The following is an 18,973-nucleotide window of genomic DNA, read 5'->3' as shown; positions in this document are numbered from 1 at the left end:
CGGCTCCCCGTCAGACGATCGGGTCGTGGACGGTGACGAGCTTGGTGCCGTCCGGGAAGGTGGCCTCGACCTGGACGTCGTGGATCATCTCCGGGATGCCGTCCATGACGTCGTCCCGGGTGAGCAGCTTGCGTCCGGAGGACATCAGCTCGGCGACGGTACGGCCGTCACGGGCGCCTTCGAGGATGTGCGAGGTGATGAGCGCGACCGCCTCGGGGTGGTTCAGCCTCAGCCCGCGGGCCCTGCGCTTCTCGGCCACGTCGGCCGCGACGTGGATCAGCAGTCTCTCTTGCTCGTGCGGGGTCAGTTGCACGTCCCACCTCACAGTCCTCGCTCCGGACCGTGCGGGGCCCGGCTGCCGCAGCCCCGGGGGAAAAGCCCTGGTGGCGTGGCGGCAGGCTAGTTGGACCGAGTTTCGGGCACGTTAACCGAGCCGTGATCCTTCAGGCCTGTGATCACGGGCCTCGCACGCCCGCAGGTGTTTCGGGTGCCGGTCTCCGGACTACGCCGGGTTGGCCCCCCGGTGCTCCGCCGCGATCCCGAACCGCCGGTGTTCGCGAGGAGCGGACGCGACCTCGCGGACCGCGGAGACGGCGCTGATCACCTGCTCCTCGGCGGGCTCCGCGAGTTCTTGGGCCTCTTCGAGTCGCCGCAGGTCATCGGCTGACACGAGGGCGACGAGGGGCTTGCCGTGCCGGGTGACGACGACGCGCTCGCCGGCGTACACCACGCGGTTGATCAGGTCGGCGAGCTCAGCCCTGGCTTGCGTCACCGGAATCTCGTAGGCCATGCGGCCATCATAACGTGACGTACGTCCTGTACATTTTTTACAGACGAAGCTGTCGCCGGAGACGGCTCTGCCCGCGAGGAGGGGTTCCCCATGACCCGACCGTCCGCCCGTCACGTGCTGCCCGAGTTCACCGAACGCACGAGTTCCGGGCAGCGGACCATGGACCCGTACTCGAAGCTGCTGGAGGAGCGGATCGTCTTCCTCGGGGCGCCGGTGGACGAGATCTCGGCGAACGACGTGATGGCCCAGTTCATGTACCTCGAGCACCAGGCACCGGACCGCGACATCCAGCTCTACATCAACTCCCCCGGCGGCGCGTTCCACGCGATGGCGGCCCTCTACGACACGATGCGCTACGTCACGTGTGACGTGGAGACGGTCTGTCTGGGCCAGGCCGGGGCGGCCGCCACGGTGCTGCTGGCGGCGGGCACGCCGGGCAAGCGGTCCATGCTGCCGGACGCGCGTCTGGTGATCCATCAGCCCGCCCTGCCCGAGCCCGTCCAGGGACAGGCCAGCGATCTGGCGATCCAGGCCGACGAGCTGATGCGGATCCGGACCCGCATGGAGGAGATGCTCGCGCGGCACACCGGCCGCACCCGGGAACAGGTGAGCGAGGACATCGAGCGGGACAAGATCCTCACCGCCCAGGAGGCGGTGGAGTACGGCCTGGTGGACCGGATCATCCCCAACCGCAAGGCCACCATGGCCGCGCCGACCGGAAGGTGAGCCGCCGGTGCTGCCGCCCGAACTGCCTCCACTGCCCGCCCTGACCCGCGCGGAGGCGGAGCTGATCGACCGTTACCTCGAGGTCGTGGACCTGCTCGGCCGGATCAATCCGGCGCTGCACGGCGACACCTATCGCGGACTGCGCGCCGCCCAGGCCCTGGTCGGCAAGGCGGCCGCACTGCGTGACGCGCTGGCCGTGATGCACCAGCGGGGCGAGACGGAACTGCACGCCGACACTCTGGCCCGGGCCCTGCGGGTGCTGGACGGCGAGCGCCGCACCGCCCGCGTCACCCTGCCCCCGGAGTCCGTCGGTTGACCCTGATCCGGCTGATCCGTCGGCCCGGACGCCCGCTCTGTCGACGTGGCGTCCGGGCCTGAGTCGAAACGGGCCAAACGACGTACCGCTGTTCGGAGTAGACGGGACACCAATTTTTGGACCGTCACGGTTGCGCGACGCGAGGGGCGGAGGGGCGGAATAGGACATTCCGTCGCTGGTCCGGCGGTGCGCGGGGTGGTGGACACCGGCTCGAACACAGACGTGTCCACCCGAACGGGTGAGTGGTGAGTAACAACACAAATCCCCGGTTCCGTTGGGATTTCATGACAACCATCAGTCAAGATCCCTGACTGACGACAAGCCCCCGCCACAGCGGCGGGGCGATCCGGGCGGACGCCGAGTCCTGCCGCCGCCTGGATGACCGGTCGACAGGAGTGGATCGGCAGGAGTGGAGGACCCAAGCACGACGGGTCGCCGGGACGGTCACGCCATGACCGGACCCGAGCAGCCCTTGGGGTGAAGCCGCGTCAGCGGCCGGGCAACTTCGCCAGCCCGAATCCGACAGGTCATCCTTCACAGGCGGCTGACGAAGGGTTGCGCATGACTGCGCTCAATCGTGTCCCGTCGCTCATGGTCCGGGCCGGTACGGCCTCGGCCCTCACCATCGCCGCCGTGGGCGGCTCCATCGTGGCCCCCGGCTTCGCCTCCGAGGCATCGGCAGCCACGTCGGCGACCAAGGCACTCCAGATAGCGGCCTCGAAGAAGGGATCGCCCTACAAGTACGGCGCCACCGGCCCGCACCGGTTCGACTGCTCGGGCCTCACGCTGTACTCGTTCAAGAAGGTCGGCAAGAAGCTGCCGCGCACGGCCGCCCAGCAGTACAACAAGACCCGCCACATCTCCGCCCAGAACCGCAAGGCGGGAGACCTGGTGTTCTTCCACTCGGGCCGGAACGTGTACCACGTCGGTATCTACGCGGGTAAGAACAAGCTCTGGCACGCCCCGAAGAGCGGGGACGTGGTGCGGCTGCAGAAGATCTGGACCAAGAGCGTCTGGTACGGGCGCGTGAAGTGATCCACCCGGCGTGGGGGGGGGGCGGGGCGGCGCCCCCCCCCCCCCCCCCCCCGGGCCCCCGGCCCGCCGCGGGATAGACCCCCCGCGCACCGCCCCCGCCCACCCCCACCCCCCCCCCTCGGGGGGGGTGGGGGGGGCCGCCGCCCCCCTCCCCCCCCGCGGGGGGGGGGGCGGGCCCCCCCCCCCCCCCCCCGGGGGGGGGGGGGGGCCCCCCCCCCCCCCCCCCCCACGCCGGGAGCGTGACACGGGCTCAAGTGGCTACTCATCGCGCCATGGCCGAGCACAGTCCCTGCAGCGCGCCGACCGCGACTTCGTCGAGCTGCTCCAGGAGCTGCGGGTCAGCCACGACGGGCCTGATCGTGCTGGTGTTCGCTTTCAGCGGTTCCGTGCTGCTGGTCTGCGTCGGACTGTGGGGCGTGCTCCCCCGGCTGGTGCGACGGGCGGGGCTGCGGGAGGAGACGAGCGGCGGCCGCGAGGAGCCGGAGCCCGCCGTCGGGGAGGCGGCGCCCCAGGGCACCGTCAGGATCCCCGCACCGCGCCGGTGACAGGCTCTGCGGGGACGGTGGCGCGGACGTCGGTCGCGCCGGCGGGAGTGCGCGCACTCGAGGGCGGCACGCTGCGCTGAGGCTACGGTTCCTGCTGTCCCGCCGCCGTCACGGGCTCGGCCGGGACGGTCCACGGAAGTTCGACGGAGATGGTCTTGCCGCCCTCACGGGTGGGGCGGATCCTGAGCCTGCCTCCGCATTCGACGGTCAGCCAGCGGATGATGACCAGACCGCGGCCGTTGTCCTGCTGGACGGCGGCGGGGAGCCGTCTGGGGAGCCGCGGGTGACTGTCCGTGACCCCGATGCGCAGCCGTTCGTCGCGGTCGAGCACGAGGTCCACCGTGAACGTGGGCGACTGCCCGAAGGTGTGCTGGACGGCGTTGGTGGCGAGCTCGGAGATGATGAGCCGGATGGTGTCGGACACTTCCGTGCCCGCCGGCAGGCCCCACTCCGCCAGCGTGTCCACGACGTGGGCACGCGCTGCGGAGACCGAGGCGGGATCGCTCGGCAGAGTGACGGATGTTTCCAAATGGTCTGCCATGGCGACGTCGTCCCTTTCCCACGGGACCGCAGCCCGACACGGAGCGGACGGTTCGAGTACGGTCCCGGACTGGTGCTTCGCCGCCAGAGTGCCACCAGAACACCCGCGAAGGGCGGCGATCCACCAAGATATGCATATATCTGTCGCTCAAAGCGGTGAACTCTACGACGCGAGACCGTATTTGGGTGGCTCGGAAGGAGTAAGGAGAAGCCCATGCAGCACGGTCCCGCGGTGCGCCGCCGGAAACTGGGCGCCGAACTGCGCGCGCTGCGCACCTCGGCGGGCCTCACCAGCGGTGAGGCGGCCCGGCTGGTGGGCTGGCACCAGTCCAAGGTCAGCCGGATCGAGACGGGCACGAGCGGGGTGAAACCGGCCGATGTGCGGTTACTCCTCGACGCCTACGGTGTGACGGACTCCCAACTTCGCGAGCTGCTCCTGGTACTGGCGGGGTCCGACGACGGGGGCGGCAGACACCACTGGTGGCACGCCTACCGCGGGGTGCTGCCGCCGACCTACCGGGACTTCATCAGCCTGGAGTCCCAGGCCACCGCGATGCGCACGCTGGAGACCACCGTCGTCCCGGGGCTGCTCCAGACGCCCGAGTACGCGCGTGCGGTGACGAAGGCCGCGGTGGAGGGGCTGCCGGAGGACCGGCTGGACACGCTGGTCGAGGTGCGACTGGCCCGGCAGGACGTGCTGCGCGCGGATCCGCCGCTGGAACTGAGCGCCGTCCTGGACGAGGCCGTGCTGCGGCGGGAGGTGGGCGGGCCCGGGGTCATGGCCCGGCAGCTGGAACGGCTGGTCGAGGCGGCGCGCCTGCCCCAGGTGCGGCTCCAGGTACTGCCGTTCGCCGCCGGTGCGCACATCGGCGTCACCGGCCCTTTCGTTATTTTCTCATTTTCGAGCACTTCTGATCTGAACGTAGTTGTTCTCGACCACTTGACGAGTAGCCTCTACCTCGAACGGAAAGAAGACCTCCAGGCCTACACGGAGGCCTTCAACGCCCTTCAGATCCACGCCCTTTCGCCCGAGGACTCGTTGGATTTCATCGCCGGGACAGCCGCCGGCGCGTAAGGAGGCACCATGCGTGCACTGCCTCGTCATGTCCCCTCAAGCACCGAACTGCACGGTGTGCGGTGGTTGCGCAGCAGCTACAGCACCGGCGCGAACAACTGCGTCGAGACCGCGTGTCCGGACACCCCACCCTGGGCCGGACTGTTCGCCGTGCGCGACTCCAAGGACCCGGCCGGGCCCGCGCTGCTCTTCTCGCAGAGGAGCTGGGCGGAGTTCACGGCCGCGGTCGACCGCATCTGACCGTTTCTGATCGGTCCATCACCGTTCAGTCCGTCACTGTTCAGTCCGTCACCGTTCAGTCCGTCATCGTGCGACGCCCGGCCGTGTCACGCCGACTCATGGTCGCGTCTCGCCGATCAGCCGTACAGCGCGTTCGATCTGTTCCCCGGTCAGGTCCGCGCGGGCGGTCAGCCTGAGTCGTGAGATGCCGTCGGGCACGGAAGGAGGACGGAAGCAGCCCACGGCCAGGCCCGCCGCGCGGCACTCGGCCGCCCAGCGCACGGCGTCCTCGGGGGAGGGCGCACGCACCGAGACCACCGCGGCGTCCGGACGTACCGCTTCCAGACCCGCGGCGGTCAGGCGTGCGTGCAGTTCGCTCGCCACCGCGCGGGCCCGGGCCGCCCGTTCCGGTTCGCGGCGCAGCAGCCGCAGGGCCGCCAGGGCCGCCCCCGCCGCCGCGGGGGCGAGCCCCGTGTCGAAGATGAACGTCCGTGCCGCGTTGACCAGGTGGTCGATGACCCGGGCGGGGCCGAGGACGGCTCCGCCCTGGCCGCCGAGCGACTTGGACAGCGTGACCGTCACGACGACGTCGTCGGCGCCCGCGAGCCCCGCCGCGTGCGGGGCGCCGCGGCCGCCGTCGCCGAGGACGCCCAGGCCGTGGGCGTCGTCGACCACCAGCCCGGCGCCGTGCTCCCGGCAGGCCGCGGCGAGTTCCGCGAGCGGAGCCGCGTCGCCGTCCACCGAGAAGACCGTGTCGGACACCGTGATCGCCGCGCCCTCGTGTGCCGAGAGCGCCTTGCGCACGGCGTCCGGCTCGGCGTGCGCCACCACCTGGGTCGTACCGCGGGCCAGCCGGCAGCCGTCGATGAGCGAGGCGTGGTTGCCCGCGTCGGAGACGATCAGTGAGCCGTGCGGGGCCAGCGCGGTGACCGCCGCGAGGTTGGCCGCATAGCCGGAGGAGAAGACGAGGGCCGCCTCGGCACCGCAGAATCCGGCCAGTTCCGCTTCCAGTTCCGCGTGCAGTTCGGTACTCCCGGTGACGAGGCGGGAGCCGGTCGAACCGCCGCCCCAGACCCGCGCGGCACGTGCCGCGCCCTCGGTGACCTCGGGGTGCCGGGCCAGTCCCAGGTAGTCGTTGCTCGCCAGATCGAGAAGCGGTGAGGCGGCCGGACGGGGGCGCAGAGTCCGTACGAGTCCGGCGCGGCGGCGCACTCGCGCCTGCTCGTCGATCCAGCCGAACGCCATGGGTGGTCCTCCGGGAATTTTGTAGGCAGTGCACAGACACTAGCGGGACCACCAGCAGGTCAGTATGTGGCAATACCCACACCTCGAAGCGACTCTGTTGTGCGAACTCTCCTTGGCCCGGAGCGGGTCCGTAGGACAGGATCGGCTCTCATGGACCTGCTGAACACGCTGGTGGACAAGGGGCTTCGGCGCGAGCTGCCGACCCGCGAAGAGGCACTCGCCGTCCTCGCGACATCCGACGACGACCTGCTGGATGTGGTGGCCGCGGCCGGGAAGGTGCGCCGGCACTGGTTCGGCCGACGGGTGAAACTCAACTATCTCGTCAACCTGAAGTCCGGCCTCTGCCCCGAGGACTGCTCCTACTGTTCGCAGCGGCTCGGCTCCCAGGCCGGGATCCTGAAGTACACCTGGCTCAAACCCGACCAGGCCTCCGACGCGGCGGCGGCCGGCGTGGCCGGGGGCGCCAAGCGCGTGTGCCTGGTGGCCAGCGGGCGCGGTCCGACCGACCGGGACGTGGACCGGGTCTCCGACACGATCAAGGCGATCAAGGAGAGCAACGAGGGCGTCGAGGTGTGCGCCTGCCTCGGACTGCTCTCCGACGGGCAGGCCGAGCGGCTGCGCGAGGCGGGCGCCGACGCCTACAACCACAACCTCAACACGTCCGAGGCGACGTACGGGGAGATCACGACCACGCACACGTACGCCGACCGTGTGGACACGGTCGAGAAGGCCCACGCGGCAGGCCTCTCCGCCTGCTCCGGGCTGATCGCGGGCATGGGCGAGTCGGACGAGGACCTGGTGGACGTCGTCTACTCGCTGCGCGAGCTGGACCCGGACTCGGTTCCGGTCAACTTCCTGATCCCGGTCGAGGGCACCCCGCTGGCGAAGGAGTGGAACCTCACCCCGCAGCGCTGCCTCAGGATCCTCGCGATGGTGCGCTTCGTGTGCCCGGACGTCGAGGTGCGCATCGCGGGCGGCCGGGAGGTCCATCTGCGCTCGATGCAGCCGCTCGCCCTGAACCTGGCCAATTCGATCTTCCTCGGCGACTACCTGACCACCGAGGGCCAAGCGGGCAAGGCCGACCTCGAGATGATCGCGGACGCCGGGTTCGAGGTGGAGGGCACCGACCAGGTGACGCTGCCCGAACACCGGTCCGGCGGCTGCCACGACGGCGGCGGGGTCTGCGGTTCCGAGGGTGGTGGAGGCTGCGGCTCCGACGCCGCCCCGGAGGCCTCCGAGCCCCGTACGGCCGCCGATGCCCGGACCGACCTGGTCGCCGTCCGCCGCAGGGGCGCCGGAACGGACCTCGCGCCCAATGCCTGAACGGACCCCGCCCGAGCTGACGGTGCCCGAGCTGCTGGAGCTCGACCGGCGGCATGTGTGGCATCCGTACGGCCCGATGCCCGGACGGCAGGAACCGCTCGTCGTGGAGTCGGCGAGCGGGGTGCGGATGCGGCTCGCCGACGGCTCGGGAGAGCTGGTCGACGGCATGTCCTCCTGGTGGTCCGCGATCCACGGCTACAACCACCCGGTGCTCAACGAGGCGGCGCGCGGGCAGCTGGAGCGGATGAGCCATGTGATGTTCGGCGGGCTCACCCACGAGCCCGCCGTACGACTGGCGAAGCTTCTTGTCGACATGTCTCCCGAGGGTCTGGAGCATGTCTTCCTCGCCGACTCGGGGTCCGTGTCGGTCGAGGTCGCGGTCAAGATGTGCCTGCAGTACTGGCGTTCGCTGGGCCGTCCCGGCAAGCGGCGGCTGCTGACCTGGCGCGGCGGCTACCACGGGGACACCTGGCAGCCGATGTCGGTGTGCGATCCCGAGGGCGGGATGCACGACCTGTGGACCGGGGTGCTCCAGCGTCAGGTGTTCGCGGACGCGCCGCCCGCCGAGTACGACGAGGCGTACGCCGAGCACCTGCGCGGCATGGTCGAGCGGCACGCCGACGAGCTGGCCGCGGTGATCGTCGAGCCGGTGGTGCAGGGCGCGGGCGGGATGCGCTTCCACTCACCCGCCTATCTGCGGGTGCTGCGGGAGGTGTGCGACGCGCACGACGTGCTGCTGGTGTTCGACGAGATCGCGACCGGGTTCGGCCGTACGGGCGCGCTGTTCGCTGCGGAGCACGCGGCCATGACGCCGGATGTGATGTGCGTGGGCAAGGCGCTGACCGGCGGCTATCTGACCATGGCGGCGACGCTGTGCACCGCGCGGGTGGCCGACGGCATCTCGCGGGGCGAAGTGCCGGTGCTCGCGCACGGCCCGACCTTCATGGGCAATCCGCTGGCGGCGTCCGTGGCCTGTGCCTCGATCGAGCTGCTGCTCGGCCAGGACTGGCTCGCGGAGGTCAAGCGGATCGAGGCGGGGCTGCGGGACGGGCTCTCGGGGGCCTCGGAGCTGCCCGGTGTGACGGATGTGCGGGTCCTCGGCGCCATCGGGGTCGTGCAGCTGGACCACGCCGTGGACATGAACGCGGCCACCGAGGCGGCCGTACGCGAGGGCGTGTGGCTGCGGCCCTTCCGCGATCTGATCTACACGATGCCGCCGTACATCACGGGCGACGCGGATGTGGCGCGGATCGCGCGGGCGGTGTGCGCGGCGGCGCGGGAGGGATGACATGTCGGTACTGATGATCACGGGCACGGGCACGGAGGTCGGCAAGACGGTCGTGACCGCCGCCGTCGCCGCGGCGGCGAGAGCGGCCGGCCGGTCCGTGGCCGTGCTGAAGGCCGCGCAGACGGGTGTACGGCCGGACGAGCCGGGGGACGCCGCCGAGGTCGCGCGGCTCGCGGGCGCCGTGACGACGGCCGAACTCGCCCGGTACCCCGAGCCGTTGGCGCCCGCCACGGCCGCCCGCCGGGCCGGTCGTACCCCGGTGCATCCGCGGGAGGTCGCGGAAGCCGCCGCCAAGCTGGCCACCGAGCACGACCTGGTGCTGGTCGAGGGGGCCGGCGGACTGCTCGTACGGTTCGACGCGGCCGGCGGCACGCTGGCGGACGCGGCCCGGCTGCTGTCGGCGCCGGTGCTGGTCGTGGCGCCGGCGGGGCTCGGCACATTGAACACGACGGAGCTGACAGCGCGTGAACTCCGCTCCCGTGGGCTCGACCTGGCCGGCATCGTGATCGGGAGCTGGCCCGCGGCTCCGGATCTCGCCGCGCGCTGCAATCTCGCGGACCTGCCGGACGTTGCCGGAGCGCCGTTGCTGGGCTCCGTTCCCGCCGGGGCCGGGGCCCTCTCCCCCGCCGCCTTCCGATCGGCCGCGCCGCACTGGCTGGCGCCTCGTCTGGACGGTACATGGGACGCGGAGGCGTTCCGGGTGCGGGAGGCGCCCCCGGTGTCCTGAGTCCCGGCGGGCGCGCGGTGAAACCGAGGCGGACGTGATCGCGTGTTGAACTACGTACGTGATCACCTCTGGAGGGAACGCCTTGCACGCGACACACTCACGCCCGTCCCGCCGTACGGCCCTCGTCGTGGGCGCGGCCGCCGCTCTCTCGCTCGGCGGCGGCACGGCCCACGCGTTACCCGGTACCGGTGGCGTCACCGCACGGCTGAGGGAGCTCGAACAGAAGCACACCGCACGGCTGGGCGTCTACGCCCGCAATCTGCGCACGGGCCGGACCGTGGCCTACCGGGCGGACGAACGCTTCCCGATGGCCTCGGTGTTCAAGACGCTGGCCGCGGCGGCTGTCCTGCGGGACCTCGACCGCGACGGCGAGTTCCTGGCCAAGCGCGTCCACTACACCCAGGACTACGTGAAGAAGTCGGGGTACTCCCCCGTCACCGAGAAGAACGTCGCGACCGGTATGACCGTCGCCGAACTCTGCGACGCCACCATCCGCTTCAGCGACAACACCGCGGGCAATCTGCTGCTCGTGGAGCTGGGCGGACCGACCGCCGTCACGCGCTTCTGCCGCTCGGTCGGTGACGGGGTCACCCGGCTCGACCGGTGGGAGCCCGAGCTCAACTCCGCGGAACCGTGGCGCGTGACCGACACGACCTCCCCGCGCGCCGTCGGCCTGACCTACGCCCGTCTGGTGCTCGGCGACGCGCTGGAGCCCCGGGACCGCGCGCGGCTCACGGACTGGCTGCTGCGCAACACCACCAGCACGGAGAAGTTCCGCAAGGCGCTGCCCGCCGACTGGCTGGTCGCCGACAAGACCGGCGGAGGACGGTACGGCGGCAACAACGACGTGGGCATCACCTGGCCGCCGGACGGTCCGCCGATCGTGATGTCCGTCCTGACCACCCAGCCGGAGGAGGACGCCGCAGCCGACAACCCGCTGGTGGCCTCGGCCGCCGCGTTGCTGGCGTCGGAACTCGGCTAGGGAGCGCGGGGTGAGGGGTGGCCGGTCGTGGGACGCCTGGCTCGTCGCGGGCGCCGTCGGTGTCGCCGGCCTGCTGGCCCTGCACTCCGCCGTGCCGAACGGGGTCGGGCGGCTCGGAAGCCTCCTGGAGACGTTCCTGCCGTGGCTGGGCGTGGCCGTGCCTCTGCTCGGCTGTCTCGCCGCGCTCAAGCGGTCGAGGGCGGGGCTGCTCGCCTGCCTGGCCCCGGTGGCCGTCTGGTTGTGGATGTTCGGCGGGCTGTGGTTCTCCTCGCCCCCGGAGGCCTACGGCCTGACGGTCGTCCAGCACAACGTGGCCGATGACAACGCCGACCACTCCGGCACCGCGCGGGCTCTGCGTGCCACGGGTGCGGAGCTGGTGGCCGTCGAGGAGCTGACGCCCGCCGCACGGCCCGCCTACCAGGACGTCCTGGGCGCCTCCCGGCCGCACCGGGCGGTCCACGGCACGGTGGGTCTGTGGTCGGCCTGGCCCCTGTCGGACGTGCGGCCCGTGGACATCCGGCCGGAGGGCTTTCCGGAGAGCTGGCAGCGCGGTCTGCGGGCCACGGTGTCCGCGCCCGGTGGAAAGCTCGCGGTGTACGTGGTCCATCTGCCGTCCGTCCGTCTGGGCCCGACGGGGCTGACGTCGGCGGCCCGTGACGAGAGCGCGGCACTGCTCGGGGCACGGATCGCTGACGACCCGGCCGACCGGCTCCTGCTGGTCGGCGACCTCAACGGCACGGTGCAGGACCGGGGGCTCGGTCCGCTCACCTCCCGACTGGACGCCCCTCCTTCGGGGTTCGCGTTCAGCTGGCCTGCCTCCTTTCCGGTGGCGCGGATCGACCAGGTGCTGGGGAGAGGGGCCGAGGTGACGGAGGTGTCCGCCCTGGACGCCACCGGGAGTGATCACCTTCCGGTGCTCGGCCGCGTCCGTCCGGGCTAGCCGGGATGCCGGCGGCAGGGGTGCGTGGGGGCCCCGCGGGGGACAATCCCGGTAGGTCCGCCTAGCAGGGAGGTCTCCATGCCGCTCCGCTCCGGCAAGGTGCCGCGGGATGCCGTGCACCATCCGCTGTTCGCCCGCTACTACGCCCGGATCAGCGTCGCCGCCGAGACCCGGATGGGCTTGGGCAGGGTGCGCGAGAGACTGCTCGACGGGCTGTCCGGGCGGGTGCTCGAGATCGGCGCGGGCAACGGGCTGAACTTCGCGCACTACCCGGGCACCGTCTCGGAGGTCGTGGCCATCGAGCCGGAGCGGCGGCTGCGGCGGCTGGCCGTGGAGGCCGCCCTGCGCGCCGAGGTGCCGGTGGACGTGGTGCCGGGTGCGGCCGAGGCGCTGCCGGTCAAGAGCGAGGGCTTCGACGCGGCGGTGGTGTCGCTGGTGCTGTGCAGTGTGCGGGACGTGCCCCGGGCGCTCGGGGAGCTCCGGCGGGTGCTGCGGCCGGGCGGCGAGGTGCGGTTCTTCGAGCACGGCCGGGGCGGCGGCCGGGTGATGACCTTCAGCCAGCGCGCGCTGGACCGGACGGTGTGGCCGGTTCTGAACGGGGGCTGCCATCTGTCGCGGGAGCCGGTGCGGGCGCTGCGCGACGCCGGTTTCGAACTCGGCCCCTACCGGCAGGTGCTGATGCCGGAGCAGGGACCGACCCTGCCCGCCTCGTACTGCGTACTGGGCACGGCCTGGCGCCCGGTCAGCTCCTAGTCACAGGCTCCACTGGAGCAGCTCCCGCTCGATGTCCCGCACGGACGCCTCGCCGCTCTTGACCAGCTTGGCGAGGTCGCGGACCTGCTCGGGCGAGGTGACGACCTTGGCGCCGCTGGCCACGAGATACGCGTAGGCGACGGCGGAGGCGAACAGCGCGTTGGAGCGTTCCAGCGCGGGGACGTGGATCAGCAACTGGAGCAGCGCGGCGGCGCGGGCGTGCGGGCTGTCGTAGACGGGGACGTCGAATATGGCGGCCTGGTGGCGTGCGACGGCGGCGACGAGGGCTCCCCAGTCGGTGACCTGGGGGTCTCCCGGGGTCTTGTGCTCGGCGAGCATCAGCAGCCAGGCGAGATCGATCTCGAGGTTGTTCAAGGGATCAGTGACGACCTTCGCGTGTGCCCTCCCGGTCCCCGCCGAACTCCTCGGCGAAGACGGACTCGTACTGCTTCATGAAGTCGGCGGCGGCCTCCACGAAGGTGTGGCCGACCTCGCCGGTGTCCTGTCTGACCAGCTCTTCGATGTAGCGGTTGACGCTCATTCCACGGGCCAGGGCGCGTTCGCGGGCGGCTCGGGCGGTGCCCTCGTCCACTCGCACGTTCAGCTGGGTCTTCGCCATACCTCGACGCTAGCGCGAGAACGCTAGCACCGGCAAGGCCAGGACTCCGACTCGCGGAGGATACCGAGTGTGGGCCGCGTCACATTACCCTCGGGCAAGACGACGAAGTCCGGACATCCACCCCGAGGAGGCGGCCTTGTCCACACCTGCTGCGGAGCACGCCCCCGGCCTGGCGTCGGCCGACGGGATCGCGGCCCGCGCCCGCGGTCTGACCAAGGCGTACGGCTCCGGCGAGACGGCCGTGCTGGCGCTGGACTCGGTGGACGTGGACGTCGCGCGGGGCCGGTTCACCGCGGTGATGGGGCCGTCGGGCTCCGGGAAGTCCACGCTGATGCACTGCCTGGCGGGTCTCGACACCGTCTCGGCCGGCCAGGTGTGGCTCGGCGACACGGAGATCACGGGGCTGAAGGAGCGCGAGCTGACGCGGCTGCGCCGGGACCGGATCGGGTTCATGTTCCAGTCGTTCAACCTCATCCCGACCCTGAACGCGCTGGAGAACATCACCCTTCCCATGGACATCGCGGGCAGGAAGCCCGACGAGAAGTGGCTGGACCAGGTCATCGACACCCTGGGCCTGCGGGACCGGCTCAGGCACCGGCCGTCGCAGCTCTCCGGGGGCCAGCAGCAGCGCGTGGCCTGTGCGCGGGCTCTGGCCTCGCGGCCCGAGCTGATCTTCGCGGACGAGCCGACCGGCAACCTCGACTCGCGCGCCGGTCTTGAGGTGCTCGGCTTTCTGCGCGAGGCGGTGGACCAGCTGGGCCAGACGGTCGTCATGGTCACCCACGACCCCGGCGCCGCCGCCCACTCGGACCTGGTGCTCTTCCTCGGGGACGGACGGATCGTGGACGAGATGCCCCGGCCGACGGCGGAGGCCGTACTGGAACGCCTGAAGAGGTTCGACACGATCCGCACCCGGTTCGAGGACACCCCTCCCGCCGCAGGATCCGAGGACACCCCGGCCGCCGAGGAGAACTGACCCGTGCTCAAGGCGACCCTGAGAAGCTTCCTGGCGCACAAGGGGCGGCTGCTGCTCTCCGCGCTCGCCGTCCTGCTGTCCGTGGCGTTCGTCGCGGGCAGCCTGATCTTCTCGGACACGGTCAGCCGTACGTTCGACCGGCTGTTCGCCTCCACCGCGGCCGATGTCACGGTCAGCCCGAAGGAGGACCTCGACGAGGCCGTGCCCTCGGGCCGGACGGCCACCCTGCCGGCCGCGCTCGCCGCACGCGTGCGGCAGGTCGACGGGGTCGCGGCGGCACGGGCCGAGGTGGACGTGGACGGCCTCACGGTCGCCGACGAGGACAACGAGCCGGTGGGCCCGACCACCGGGGCTCCCACGCTCGGCACCGCCTGGAACCCGACCGAGCGCAGCCCCGTGGAGCTGACCTCCGGTCACGCACCGCGCGGACCGGCCCAGGCGCTGCTCGACTCGGAGACCGCCGGCCGCAAGGACGTGCGCATCGGAGACACCCTCACCGTGATCGCGCCGCCCGGGTCGTTCGAGGTCCGCGTCGTCGGCATCGTCACGTTCACCACCACCAACCCCGGCGCCGCCCTGGTCTTCTTCGACACCCGGACCGCGCAGACGAAACTGCTGGGCAGCCCGGGAGGCGCCACCAGCATCGCGGTCGACGCGGCGGAGGGCGTCAGCGACGCACAGCTCAAGCAGCGCGTGGCCGCCGCGCTGGGCGCGCACACCTACGACTTCAGGACGGCCGGCGAGCAGGCCGAGTCGGACGTCGAGCAGCTCGGCGGATTCCTGGATGTCATCAAGTACGTGATGGTCGGGTTCGCCGGGATCGCCGTGCTGGTGGGCGTCTTCCTGATCGTGAACACCTACTCCATGCTCATCGCCCAGCGCACCCGCGAGCTGGGGCTGCTGCGCGCGCTCGGCGCCGACCGGCGCCAGGTCCGCCGCTCGGTCCTCGTCGAGGCCCTCCTGCTCGGCCTGGTCGGCTCCACGCTGGGGCTCGCGGCGGGCATCGGGCTGGCGGCCGGGCTCATCGAGCTGATGGGCCTGCTCGGCATGAACATCGACGCCGGCGAGATGGTCATCGGCTGGGTGACGCCCGTGACGGCGTACGTCGTCGGGCTCGGGGTCACCTTCGTCGCCGCGTACCTCCCGGCGCGGCGGGCCGCGGGGGTCTCGCCGATGGCCGCGCTCGCGGACGCCGAGGTCGCCGGGGTGGGCCGGCCGCTGCGGATGCGCGCGGTGGCGGGCGCGATCGTCGGGGCGGCCGGGGCGGCGGCGCTCGCGGGGTGCGCGGCGGCGACCCGGACCTCGTCGGCGGCGTCCCTGCTGGGGCTGGGTGTCGTCCTGACCCTGATCGCCACCGTGATCGCGGGTCCGCTGCTGGTGCGCCCGGTGATCCGTGTGCTCGGCGCGGCCTTCCCCGCTCTGTTCGGGTCGGTCGGCCGGATGAGCCAGCGCAACGCGCTGCGCAATCCCCGCCGTACGGGGGCCACCGCGGCGGCCCTGATGGTGGGTCTCGCCCTGGTGGGCGGGATGTCGGTGGCGAGCGCCTCGATGACCAGGTCGTTCGACCAGCAGATCGACAAGACACTGGGCGCCGACTTCGTGATCCAGAACACCAACTTCCTGCCGTTCCCGAAGGAGGTCACCGACGAGGTGCGCGGCACCGACGGCGTGGGCCTGGTCGTGCGGGGGCGGTTCACGCCGGTCGCGGTGCGGCTGCCGGACGGCGACCGGGTGGAGACGACCGCTGCGGCTTACGATCCGCGGCTGGACGAGGTCGCCAACATCACGTATGTCCAAGGGGACTCCGCGTCGGCACTGGCGGCCGGGCGCCTGGCCATGGACCGGGATTTCGCGCGCGACCACGGCGTACGCGTGGGCAGCACCGTCCCGGTGGCGTTCCAGGGCGGCCGTTCGGCCGAGCTGAAGGTCGGGGCCCTCACGGACCAGGACTCCGCCGAGGGGTTCGGCACGCAGGGCGGGCTCTACTTCGGTCTCGCCACGCTGGAGCGGTACGCGCCGGGCGGGCAGGACTCCGCGCTGTACGTCAACGCCGCCCCCGGCACGAGCGACGACGAGCTGCGCGCGAACCTGGAGCGGACCCTGGATCCGTACCCGCAGGTGCAGGTGCGGGACCTGGCCGACTACAAGCAGCTGGTGCACGACCAGATCGCCGTCCTGCTGTACCTCGTGTACGCGCTGCTGGGGCTGGCGATCATCATCGCGGTGCTCGGCGTGGTCAACACCCTCGCCCTGTCGGTGGTCGAGCGCACCCGGGAGATCGGGCTGCTGCGGGCGATCGGGCTGGCCCGGCGTCAGCTGCGGCGGATGATCCGGCTGGAGTCGGTGGTGATCGCGGTGTTCGGCGCGGTCCTGGGGCTCGCGCTGGGGCTGGTGTGGGGCGTGTGCACACAGCAGGTGCTGGCGCTCCAGGGCATGACGGCCCTCGCGATCCCGTGGGGCACGATCGTCGCGGTGGTGATCGGCTCTGCGGTGGTGGGCGTGGTGGCCGCGCTGCTGCCGGCGTTGCGTGCATCCCGCATGAACGTACTGGCGGCCATCGCGCACGAATGATGGAATCGCGGCAGTCGCTCAAGTCCCTTCTCGGTGAGGAGAGTTCATGCCGCGCCCGTTCCGTTTCGGAATCAACATGCTCACGGCCGCCCCTGGCGAGGAGTGGCGCGCCAAGTGCCGCCGGGCCGAGGAACTCGGCTACGACGTGATCCTCGTCCCCGACCATCTGGGCATGCCCGCGCCCTTCCCCGCGCTGGTGGCGGCGGCCGAGGCGACCGAGCGGCCGAGGCTCGGCACCTTCACGCTCAACGCCGGTTTCTGGAATCCGGCGCTGCTGGCCCGCGAGGTGGCGACGACGGACGCGCTGACGGGCGGGCGCCTGGAACTCGGGGTCGGCACCGGCTACGCACGGGACGAGCACGAGTCGGCCGGGCTGCCGTTCGGCTCGCCGGGCGAGCGGGTGGACCATCTGCGGCGCACCGTAGAGGAGTTGGAGCGCCTGCTGGCTTCCGAGGAGCACCAGCCGCGGGCGGCGCAGCGGCCGCGGGTGCCGCTGCTGGTCGGCGGGAACGGCGACCGGATGCTGCGGCTGGCCGCCGAGCACGCCGACATAGCGGCGTTCACCGGTGCGCGCACGGCACCGGGCAGCACAACGGGGCAGTTGACGCCGATCAGCGCGGACGATCTCGAAGAGCGTGTGGCGCGGTATCTGAAGTTCGCGGAGGGCCGCGCGGAGCCGGCCGAGCTGAATCTGCTGGTGCAGGTGGTGATCGGCACCGAGGACCGCGAGGCCGCCATCCAGCCGTTGCTGGACCGCGTACCGGGCCTGACGGCGGACGAGGTACTGGACCTTCCCGTCACCCTGGTCGGCACGCTGGACGAGATCACCGACCAGGTCCTGTCCCGGCGCGAGCGCTACGGCTTCACGTACCTGACCATCCTGGAGCCGTACATGGAGGCGTTCGCGCCGGTCATCGAACGGTTGCGCGGGCGGGCCGGCTAGCGCGTCACGCGGTGGCGGAGGTAGACGACCCTCGAAGCGAAGCTGCGGGTCTCGACGAGTTCGAGATCCACCCGGCGCTCGTGCCGGGGAAAGTACGGGATGCCACCGCCGACGAGTACCGGGTAGACCATGGTCCGGTACTCGTCGATCAGGCCCGCCCCGGCCGCCTCAGCGGCGAGAGTCGCGCCGCCGATCGCGATCTCGCCCTCCCCCGGCTCGGCCCTCAACCGCTCGATCTCCTCCGCCACGCCGCCGGAGGCCAGACGGGCGTGGCCCTGCACCGTGGACAGCGTGGTGGAGAACACCACCTTGGGGAGCGGCTTCCAGAGCGCGGCCCATTCGTGCCCCGCGGCGTCGAGCGAGGGGTCCTGGTCGGCGGTCTCCCAGTACAGCATCGTCTCGTACAGCCGCCGTCCCATCAGGTGGACGCCGACCCCTCGGATCTCGTCGATCCAGAAGCGAAAGACCTCCTCGGGCAGCCCCCAGTCGAAGTCGCCGTCCGGCCCGACGATGTAGCCGTCGAGTGACACGCTCATCGAATAGGTCACGCTGCGCATCAGCAGTCCTCCTCGGTATCGGGTTCGACAGTACGACCGCCGGACGCCGCAGGACCTGTCGCGACTCGCGGGAATCCCCGGGCCGAGCCGGCCGTGCCGGATCAGCGGCAGGTGTAGGCGAAGGAGGCGGACGCCGTGTGCCGGCTGGGGGACTCGATGACCAGCCGCGCTGTCGCCTTGCTGGTGCCCTTGCCGTGGAAGGTCCACAGCAGGCGGAGGCGTGTCTCGTCCTGTCCTCTGCCCAGCCGCTCTTCGCGCGGACCCGAGGAGGTGCCGTCACTGCGGTGCCACTCGTAGGTGAGCGCCCCGGCCGCCCCGTTGGTTCTCACCACCGCCACCACCTCGGCTGTTCCGTCGCACTGGACGACGCTGCTCGTCTGTGCCGTCACCTGGGTGATCCGCAGGTCCGCCGTCTGCCGTTGCCAGAACAGCCAGGCCAGCACGATCGCCAGGACGGCCGCCGCCAGGCGGTATCTGCGGAGCCGGTGCAGTCGACCGCGGGGCTGCTGCCGGCTCTTGTGCTGCGCCGTGCCGCGCCAGACGTCGACGGCGGTGTCCGTCAGCCCCAGGGGCGGGACGCCCGGTCCGAAGTGCAGGACCTCGGACTCGGGCGCGGGCTCGGTACTGGTCCAGTGGTCGTCGAGGACGGTCGGAACGTAGGTGGCGTCGTCGTCGACGTCTCTGATGGTCGGTTGCACATCCGGGTCCTGCAGGGTCGGCTCCAGGCCCGGATCCGGTAAGTCCCACGGCACCACCGGACGCTCGCCGTGGTCCGTCATCCTCGCCCCTCCGTTCAGCTCGCT

The 18,973-nt window shown here is 71.7% G+C and carries 23 protein-coding genes and 1 riboswitch; of the genes, 15 read left to right on the top strand and 8 right to left on the bottom strand.

Going from position 1 to position 18,973, the window contains the following annotated elements; all coding sequences use genetic code 11:
• Positions 1-10: 10 nt before the first annotated feature.
• Together ACFT32_RS08545 and ACFT32_RS08540 are read right to left on the bottom strand one after the other, a co-directional pair.
• Positions 11-313 carry an urease subunit gamma gene (locus ACFT32_RS08545; protein WP_162468422.1) on the bottom strand — a complete coding sequence of 101 codons (303 nt, stop codon included), beginning with the start codon at positions 311-313 and terminating at the stop codon, positions 11-13.
• 189 nt (positions 314-502) lie between these two features.
• Positions 503-790 carry a type II toxin-antitoxin system Phd/YefM family antitoxin gene (locus ACFT32_RS08540; protein WP_382487298.1) on the bottom strand — a complete coding sequence of 96 codons (288 nt, stop codon included), beginning with the start codon at positions 788-790 and terminating at the stop codon, positions 503-505.
• A 90-nt stretch (positions 791-880) separates the two neighbouring features.
• Between ACFT32_RS08540 and ACFT32_RS08535 the strand changes: the two genes are divergently transcribed.
• The 4 genes from ACFT32_RS08535 (at position 881) to ACFT32_RS08520 (ending at position 3,412) form a co-directional block, all read left to right on the top strand.
• Positions 881-1,516, top strand: coding sequence for an ATP-dependent Clp protease proteolytic subunit (locus ACFT32_RS08535; protein ID WP_382487295.1), 636 nt, complete (start codon positions 881-883; stop codon positions 1,514-1,516).
• Between the two features lie 7 nt (positions 1,517-1,523).
• Positions 1,524-1,832 carry a hypothetical protein gene (locus tag ACFT32_RS08530; protein ID WP_382487293.1) on the top strand — a complete coding sequence of 103 codons (309 nt, stop codon included), beginning with the start codon at positions 1,524-1,526 and terminating at the stop codon, positions 1,830-1,832.
• Positions 1,833-2,177: 345 nt separating this feature from the next.
• Positions 2,178-2,390: riboswitch (cyclic di-AMP (ydaO/yuaA leader) on the top strand.
• A 3-nt stretch (positions 2,391-2,393) separates the two neighbouring features.
• The gene (locus tag ACFT32_RS08525) at positions 2,394-2,867 is read left to right on the top strand and encodes a C40 family peptidase (RefSeq protein ID WP_382487290.1); all 474 of its coding nucleotides are present in this window, start codon (positions 2,394-2,396) and stop codon (positions 2,865-2,867) included.
• Between the two features lie 359 nt (positions 2,868-3,226).
• Positions 3,227-3,412, top strand: coding sequence for a hypothetical protein (locus tag ACFT32_RS08520; protein WP_382487287.1), 186 nt, complete (start codon positions 3,227-3,229; stop codon positions 3,410-3,412).
• 82 nt (positions 3,413-3,494) lie between these two features.
• Here the strand turns inward: ACFT32_RS08520 and ACFT32_RS08515 are convergent, their stop codons facing one another.
• Entirely contained in the window at positions 3,495-3,953 is a 459-nt protein-coding gene (locus tag ACFT32_RS08515) for an ATP-binding protein (protein ID WP_382487284.1), read from the bottom strand.
• 213 nt (positions 3,954-4,166) lie between these two features.
• On the opposite strand from ACFT32_RS08515, the gene ACFT32_RS08510 reads away from it, so the two are divergent.
• Both ACFT32_RS08510 and ACFT32_RS08505 read left to right on the top strand, forming a co-directional pair.
• The gene (locus tag ACFT32_RS08510) at positions 4,167-5,027 is read left to right on the top strand and encodes a helix-turn-helix domain-containing protein (RefSeq protein WP_382487281.1); all 861 of its coding nucleotides are present in this window, start codon (positions 4,167-4,169) and stop codon (positions 5,025-5,027) included.
• 9 nt (positions 5,028-5,036) lie between these two features.
• The gene (locus ACFT32_RS08505) at positions 5,037-5,267 is read left to right on the top strand and encodes a DUF397 domain-containing protein (RefSeq protein WP_382487279.1); all 231 of its coding nucleotides are present in this window, start codon (positions 5,037-5,039) and stop codon (positions 5,265-5,267) included.
• A gap of 96 nt (positions 5,268-5,363) precedes the next feature.
• On the opposite strand, the gene ACFT32_RS08500 is transcribed toward ACFT32_RS08505, so the two are convergent.
• A complete protein-coding gene (locus ACFT32_RS08500; protein ID WP_382487277.1) occupies positions 5,364-6,491 on the bottom strand; it encodes an 8-amino-7-oxononanoate synthase in 1,128 nt (375 codons plus the stop codon).
• A 150-nt stretch (positions 6,492-6,641) separates the two neighbouring features.
• Between ACFT32_RS08500 and bioB the strand changes: the two genes are divergently transcribed.
• From bioB to ACFT32_RS08470, 6 genes are all read left to right on the top strand, one after another.
• A complete protein-coding gene (gene bioB, locus ACFT32_RS08495) occupies positions 6,642-7,814 on the top strand; it encodes a biotin synthase BioB (RefSeq protein WP_382487276.1) in 1,173 nt (390 codons plus the stop codon).
• Entirely contained in the window at positions 7,807-9,102 is a 1,296-nt protein-coding gene (locus ACFT32_RS08490) for an adenosylmethionine--8-amino-7-oxononanoate transaminase (protein WP_382487274.1), read from the top strand. The genes bioB and ACFT32_RS08490 overlap by 8 nt, the downstream gene beginning before the upstream one ends.
• Before the next feature lies 1 nt (position 9,103).
• Positions 9,104-9,829, top strand: a complete 726-nt coding sequence (gene bioD / locus ACFT32_RS08485) for a dethiobiotin synthase (protein WP_382487271.1) — start codon at positions 9,104-9,106, stop codon at positions 9,827-9,829.
• Positions 9,830-9,911: 82 nt separating this feature from the next.
• Positions 9,912-10,811, top strand: a complete 900-nt coding sequence (gene bla, locus ACFT32_RS08480) for a class A beta-lactamase (RefSeq protein ID WP_382487269.1) — start codon at positions 9,912-9,914, stop codon at positions 10,809-10,811.
• A gap of 10 nt (positions 10,812-10,821) precedes the next feature.
• Positions 10,822-11,751 carry an endonuclease/exonuclease/phosphatase family protein gene (locus ACFT32_RS08475; protein ID WP_382487266.1) on the top strand — a complete coding sequence of 310 codons (930 nt, stop codon included), beginning with the start codon at positions 10,822-10,824 and terminating at the stop codon, positions 11,749-11,751.
• A gap of 78 nt (positions 11,752-11,829) precedes the next feature.
• Positions 11,830-12,504 (top strand): class I SAM-dependent methyltransferase, encoded by a 675-nt coding sequence (locus ACFT32_RS08470; RefSeq protein ID WP_382487264.1) that lies wholly within the window; start codon positions 11,830-11,832, stop codon positions 12,502-12,504.
• Here ACFT32_RS08470 and ACFT32_RS08465 read toward each other — a convergent pair whose 3' ends face one another.
• Together ACFT32_RS08465 and ACFT32_RS08460 are read right to left on the bottom strand one after the other, a co-directional pair.
• Positions 12,505-12,879, bottom strand: a complete 375-nt coding sequence (locus ACFT32_RS08465) for a fic family toxin-antitoxin system, toxin component (RefSeq protein ID WP_382487261.1) — start codon at positions 12,877-12,879, stop codon at positions 12,505-12,507. It abuts the gene before it with no gap.
• 4 nt (positions 12,880-12,883) lie between these two features.
• Positions 12,884-13,123 (bottom strand): toxin-antitoxin system HicB family antitoxin, encoded by a 240-nt coding sequence (locus tag ACFT32_RS08460; RefSeq protein ID WP_086560028.1) that lies wholly within the window; start codon positions 13,121-13,123, stop codon positions 12,884-12,886.
• A 136-nt stretch (positions 13,124-13,259) separates the two neighbouring features.
• Between ACFT32_RS08460 and ACFT32_RS08455 the strand changes: the two genes are divergently transcribed.
• The 3 genes from ACFT32_RS08455 to ACFT32_RS08445 are packed head-to-tail and all read left to right on the top strand — an operon-like array spanning position 13,260 to position 17,613.
• Positions 13,260-14,099, top strand: coding sequence for an ABC transporter ATP-binding protein (locus ACFT32_RS08455; RefSeq protein WP_382487258.1), 840 nt, complete (start codon positions 13,260-13,262; stop codon positions 14,097-14,099).
• A 3-nt stretch (positions 14,100-14,102) separates the two neighbouring features.
• Complete coding sequence (locus tag ACFT32_RS08450) at positions 14,103-16,670, top strand: ABC transporter permease (protein WP_382487255.1); 2,568 nt, start codon at positions 14,103-14,105, stop codon at positions 16,668-16,670.
• A gap of 46 nt (positions 16,671-16,716) precedes the next feature.
• Positions 16,717-17,613 carry an LLM class F420-dependent oxidoreductase gene (locus ACFT32_RS08445; RefSeq protein WP_382487252.1) on the top strand — a complete coding sequence of 299 codons (897 nt, stop codon included), beginning with the start codon at positions 16,717-16,719 and terminating at the stop codon, positions 17,611-17,613.
• On the opposite strand, the gene ACFT32_RS08440 is transcribed toward ACFT32_RS08445, so the two are convergent.
• Positions 17,610-18,170 carry a dihydrofolate reductase family protein gene (locus ACFT32_RS08440; protein WP_382487249.1) on the bottom strand — a complete coding sequence of 187 codons (561 nt, stop codon included), beginning with the start codon at positions 18,168-18,170 and terminating at the stop codon, positions 17,610-17,612. The two genes, ACFT32_RS08445 and ACFT32_RS08440, sit on opposite strands and share 4 nt — an antisense overlap.
• Before the next feature lie 101 nt (positions 18,171-18,271).
• On the bottom strand, positions 18,272-18,949 hold the full coding sequence (locus tag ACFT32_RS08435) for a hypothetical protein (protein ID WP_382487247.1): 678 nt from the start codon (positions 18,947-18,949) through the stop codon (positions 18,272-18,274).
• Between the last annotated feature and the right edge of the window lie 24 nt (positions 18,950-18,973).

It is taken from the genome of Streptomyces sp. NPDC057002, from assembly GCF_042673825.1.
GTDB lineage: Bacteria > Actinomycetota > Actinomycetes > Streptomycetales > Streptomycetaceae > Streptomyces.
Note: the sequence above shows the minus strand (reverse complement) of the source record. Positions and strands in the feature narration are given on the sequence as shown.

Bases quoted from the DNA above. Each gene is read 5' to 3' on its own strand.
- ACFT32_RS08540 (WP_382487298.1), bottom strand. From the start codon at position 790: ATGGCCTACGAGATTCCGGTGACGCAAGCCAGGGCTGAGCTCGCCGAC.
- ACFT32_RS08535 (WP_382487295.1), top strand. From the start codon at position 881: ATGACCCGACCGTCCGCCCGTCACGTGCTGCCCGAGTTCACCGAACGC.
- ACFT32_RS08525 (WP_382487290.1), top strand. From the start codon at position 2,394: ATGACTGCGCTCAATCGTGTCCCGTCGCTCATGGTCCGGGCCGGTACG.
- ACFT32_RS08515 (WP_382487284.1), bottom strand. From the start codon at position 3,953: ATGGCAGACCATTTGGAAACATCCGTCACTCTGCCGAGCGATCCCGCC.
- ACFT32_RS08510 (WP_382487281.1), top strand. From the start codon at position 4,167: ATGCAGCACGGTCCCGCGGTGCGCCGCCGGAAACTGGGCGCCGAACTG.
- ACFT32_RS08505 (WP_382487279.1), top strand. From the start codon at position 5,037: ATGCGTGCACTGCCTCGTCATGTCCCCTCAAGCACCGAACTGCACGGT.
- ACFT32_RS08500 (WP_382487277.1), bottom strand. From the start codon at position 6,491: ATGGCGTTCGGCTGGATCGACGAGCAGGCGCGAGTGCGCCGCCGCGCC.
- bioB (WP_382487276.1), top strand. From the start codon at position 6,642: ATGGACCTGCTGAACACGCTGGTGGACAAGGGGCTTCGGCGCGAGCTG.
- ACFT32_RS08490 (WP_382487274.1), top strand. From the start codon at position 7,807: ATGCCTGAACGGACCCCGCCCGAGCTGACGGTGCCCGAGCTGCTGGAG.
- bioD (WP_382487271.1), top strand. From the start codon at position 9,104: ATGTCGGTACTGATGATCACGGGCACGGGCACGGAGGTCGGCAAGACG.
- ACFT32_RS08470 (WP_382487264.1), top strand. From the start codon at position 11,830: ATGCCGCTCCGCTCCGGCAAGGTGCCGCGGGATGCCGTGCACCATCCG.
- ACFT32_RS08460 (WP_086560028.1), bottom strand. From the start codon at position 13,123: ATGGCGAAGACCCAGCTGAACGTGCGAGTGGACGAGGGCACCGCCCGA.
- ACFT32_RS08445 (WP_382487252.1), top strand. From the start codon at position 16,717: ATGCCGCGCCCGTTCCGTTTCGGAATCAACATGCTCACGGCCGCCCCT.
- ACFT32_RS08440 (WP_382487249.1), bottom strand. From the start codon at position 18,170: ATGCGCAGCGTGACCTATTCGATGAGCGTGTCACTCGACGGCTACATC.
- ACFT32_RS08435 (WP_382487247.1), bottom strand. From the start codon at position 18,949: ATGACGGACCACGGCGAGCGTCCGGTGGTGCCGTGGGACTTACCGGAT.